This is a genomic window from Microbacterium halimionae (assembly GCF_011761265.1).
GTDB classification, from domain to species: domain Bacteria; phylum Actinomycetota; class Actinomycetes; order Actinomycetales; family Microbacteriaceae; genus Microbacterium; species Microbacterium halimionae.
On record NZ_JAAOZB010000003.1, the window covers coordinates 1942 to 5698 of the forward strand.

At 53.4% G+C, this 3757-nt stretch carries 2 rRNA genes and 1 pseudogene; all 3 read left to right on the top strand.

Annotated elements, in window-relative coordinates:
* Positions 1–304: pseudogene (locus FHS06_RS13825) on the top strand (hypothetical protein); the annotation flags it as partial.
* A gap of 35 nt (positions 305–339) precedes the next feature.
* Positions 340–3442 (top strand): 23S ribosomal RNA (locus FHS06_RS13755).
* A 146-nt stretch (positions 3443–3588) separates the two neighbouring features.
* Positions 3589–3705 (top strand): 5S ribosomal RNA (rrf, locus tag FHS06_RS13760).
* The last annotated feature ends 52 nt before the right edge of the window (positions 3706–3757 follow it).

The following is a 3757-nucleotide window of genomic DNA, read 5'->3' on the forward strand; positions in this document are numbered from 1 at the left end:
TCGCTCATGGGTGGAACATTTGACAGGGTGTCGCGGGATTGATCTGGAGTTGAGTACGCCGTTTACGGTTGGAAAGGCGATGGTGATTGATTGTGGCACTTGCACGCTGTTGGGTCCTGAGGGACCGGATGATTTCTTCGGAAGTCAACTGACCTCAGGGCCTTTTTTTGCTGCCGGTAACGGTTGGCGGGAAAGGTACCGCCCGTACTTTGAGAACTACACAGTGGACGCGAGCATCTTAGAGACGATCTTCGGATCGTTTCACAAAGATGATCTTTATAGATCATTAGTCAATTTCATCTAGATTTTTCTAGACCGATTTCGACGAAACTCATGTGATTTCAAGTCTTTAAGAGCAAACGGTGGATGCCTTGGCATCTGGAGCCGAAGAAGGACGTAGCAATCTGCGATAAGCCTCGGGGAGTGGATAAGCACACTGTGATCCGAGGGTGTCCGAATGGGGAAACCCCGCTGGGCGGCGTGCCGACCTAGTGACTCCCGCCTGAATATATAGGGCGGGTAGAGGGAACGTGGGGAAGTGAAACATCTCAGTACCCACAGGAAGAGAAAGCAACCGCGATTCCGTTAGTAGTGGCGAGCGAAACCGGAACAGGCTAAACCGAGTACGTGTGATATCCGGCAGGAGTTGCGTATTCGGGGTTGTGGGACTTTTCATGTTGCTCTGCCGAGCAGCGAGCGTGACAAGTGAGTATAGACGAATGGTATTGAAAGGCCAATCATAGAGGGTGCAAATCCCGTAGTCGAAATGCTTATTCTTGGCGCGAAGAGTATCCCAAGTATCACGGGGCCCGAGAAATCCCGTGTGAATCTGTCAGGACCACCTGATAAGCCTAAATACTCCCAGATGACCGATAGCGGACAAGTACCGTGAGGGAAAGGTGAAAAGTACCCCGGGAGGGGAGTGAAATAGTACCTGAAACCGTTTGCTTACAAACCGTTGGAGCAGCCTTAGTAGCTGTGACAGCGTGCCTTTTGAAGAATGAGCCTGCGAGTTAGCGATACGTGGCGAGGTTAACCCGAGTGGGGTAGCCGTAGCGAAAGCGAGTCTGAATAGGGCGATTCAGTCGCGTGTCCTAGACCCGAAGCGAAGTGATCTATCCATGGCCAGGTTGAAGCGACGGTAAGACGTCGTGGAGGACCGAACCCACTTAGGTTGAAAACTGAGGGGATGAGCTGTGGATAGGGGTGAAAGGCCAATCAAACTTCGTGATAGCTGGTTCTCTCCGAAATGCATTTAGGTGCAGCGTTGCGTGTTTCTTGCCGGAGGTAGAGCTACTGGATGGCCGATGGGCCCTACAAGGTTACTGACGTCAGCCAAACTCCGAATGCCGGTAAGTGAGAGCGCAGCAGTGAGACTGTGGGGGATAAGCTTCATAGTCGAGAGGGAAACAACCCAGACCACCAACTAAGGTCCCTAAGCGCGTGCTAAGTGGGAAAGGATGTGGAGTTGCCTTGACAACCAGGAGGTTGGCTTAGAAGCAGCCACCCTTGAAAGAGTGCGTAATAGCTCACTGGTCAAGTGATTCCGCGCCGACAATGTAACGGGGCTCAAGCACGCCACCGAAGTTGTGGCATTGATATTTTTGGTAGGCCTTCGTGGTCCAGCCGTATTGATGGGTAGGAGAGCGTCGTGTGGCCAGCGAAGCGGCGGTGTGAACCAGCCGTGGAGGCTACACGAGTGAGAATGCAGGCATGAGTAGCGAAAGACGTGTGAGAAACACGTCCTCCGAAAGACCAAGGGTTCCAGGGTCAAGCTAATCTGCCCTGGGTAAGTCGGGACCTAAGGCGAGGCCGACAGGCGTAGTCGATGGACAACGGGTTGATATTCCCGTACCGGCGAAGAACCGCCCAAGCTAATCCAGTGGTGCTAAGTGCCCGAATTCCTTTGATTGATCCCTTCGGGGTGAGACGTTGGAGCTAGCGCACGACCCCATGCTGGTGCGGTTAGCGTATTAACAGGTGTGACGCAGGAAGGTAGCCCAAGCCAGGCGATGGTTGTCCTGGTGCAAGTGCGTAGGCCGAGTGATAGGCAAATCCGTCACTCATTAAGGCTGAGACACGATGCGGATAAAAAGTGGGTGATCCTATGCTGCCAAGAAAAGCATCGACGCGAGGTTCAAGCCGCCCGTACCCTAAACCGACTCAGGTGGTCAGGTAGAGAATACCAAGGAGATCGAGAGAATCGTGGTTAAGGAACTCGGCAAAATGCCCCCGTAACTTCGGGAGAAGGGGGGCCTTCGACGTATTAGGACTTGCTCCGAAAGCGTTTGGAGGCCGCAGAGACTAGTGGGTAGCGACTGTTTACTAAAAACACAGGTCCGTGCTAAGTCGCAAGACGATGTATACGGACTGACGCCTGCCCGGTGCTGGAAGGTTAAGAGGAAGGGTCAGCGTAAGCGAAGCTCAGAATTTAAGCCCCAGTAAACGGCGGTGGTAACTATAACCATCCTAAGGTAGCGAAATTCCTTGTCGGGTAAGTTCCGACCTGCACGAATGGCGTAACGACTTCCCAACTGTCTCAACCGCGAACTCGGCGAAATTGCATTACGAGTAAAGATGCTCGTTACGCGCAGCAGGACGGAAAGACCCCGTGACCTTTACTACAGCTTGGTATTGGTGTTCGGTGTGGCTTGTGTAGGATAGGTGGGAGACTTTGAAGCGTGGACGCTAGTTCATGTGGAGTCATTGTTGAAATACCACTCTGGTCACTCTGGATATCTAACTTCGAACCGTAATCCGGTTCAGGGACAGTGCCTGGTGGGTAGTTTAACTGGGGCGGTTGCCTCCCAAAAAGTAACGGAGGCGCCCAAAGGTTCCCTCAATCTGGTTGGCAATCAGATGGCGAGTGTAAGTGCACAAGGGAGCTTGACTGTGAGACTGACAGGTCGAGCAGGGACGAAAGTCGGGACTAGTGATCCGGCAGTGGCTTGTGGAAGCGCTGTCGCTCAACGGATAAAAGGTACCTCGGGGATAACAGGCTGATCTTGCCCAAGAGTCCATATCGACGGCATGGTTTGGCACCTCGATGTCGGCTCGTCGCATCCTGGGGCTGGAGTAGGTCCCAAGGGTTGGGCTGTTCGCCCATTAAAGCGGTACGCGAGCTGGGTTTAGAACGTCGTGAGACAGTTCGGTCCCTATCCGCTGCGCGCGTAGGAAATTTGAGAGGATCTGACCCTAGTACGAGAGGACCGGGTTGGACGAACCTCTGGTGTGTCAGTTGTTCCGCCAGGAGCACCGCTGATTAGCTACGTTCGGGATGGATAACCGCTGAAAGCATCTAAGCGGGAAGCCGGCCTCAAGATGAGATTTCCATACCTTCGGGTGAGAGGCTCCCAGCCAGACTACTGGGTTGATAGGCCGGGTGTGTAAGCGTGGCAACACGTGTAGCTGACCGGTACTAATAAGCCGATGACTTGATAACACATAACCTCTTTGAAGGTGTGCGCGTCCACTGAGTGGTTCTCGATGTACGGTCGAGAACCGCATGAACAACACACATAGCTGTGTTGTGCCTGCATGAAAGTTGCAGGAACTCATGCTTTTGAACGATTGAAACATCAATAGTGTTTCGGCGGCCATAGCGAGAGGGAAACGCCCGGTCACATTCCGAACCCGGAAGCTAAGCCTCTCAGCGCCGATGGTACTGCAGGGGGGACCCTGTGGGAGAGTAGGACACCGCCGGACTTCTTTTAAGAAAAGGGCCACCCAACGCTGGGTGGCCCTTTTCGCATTTACG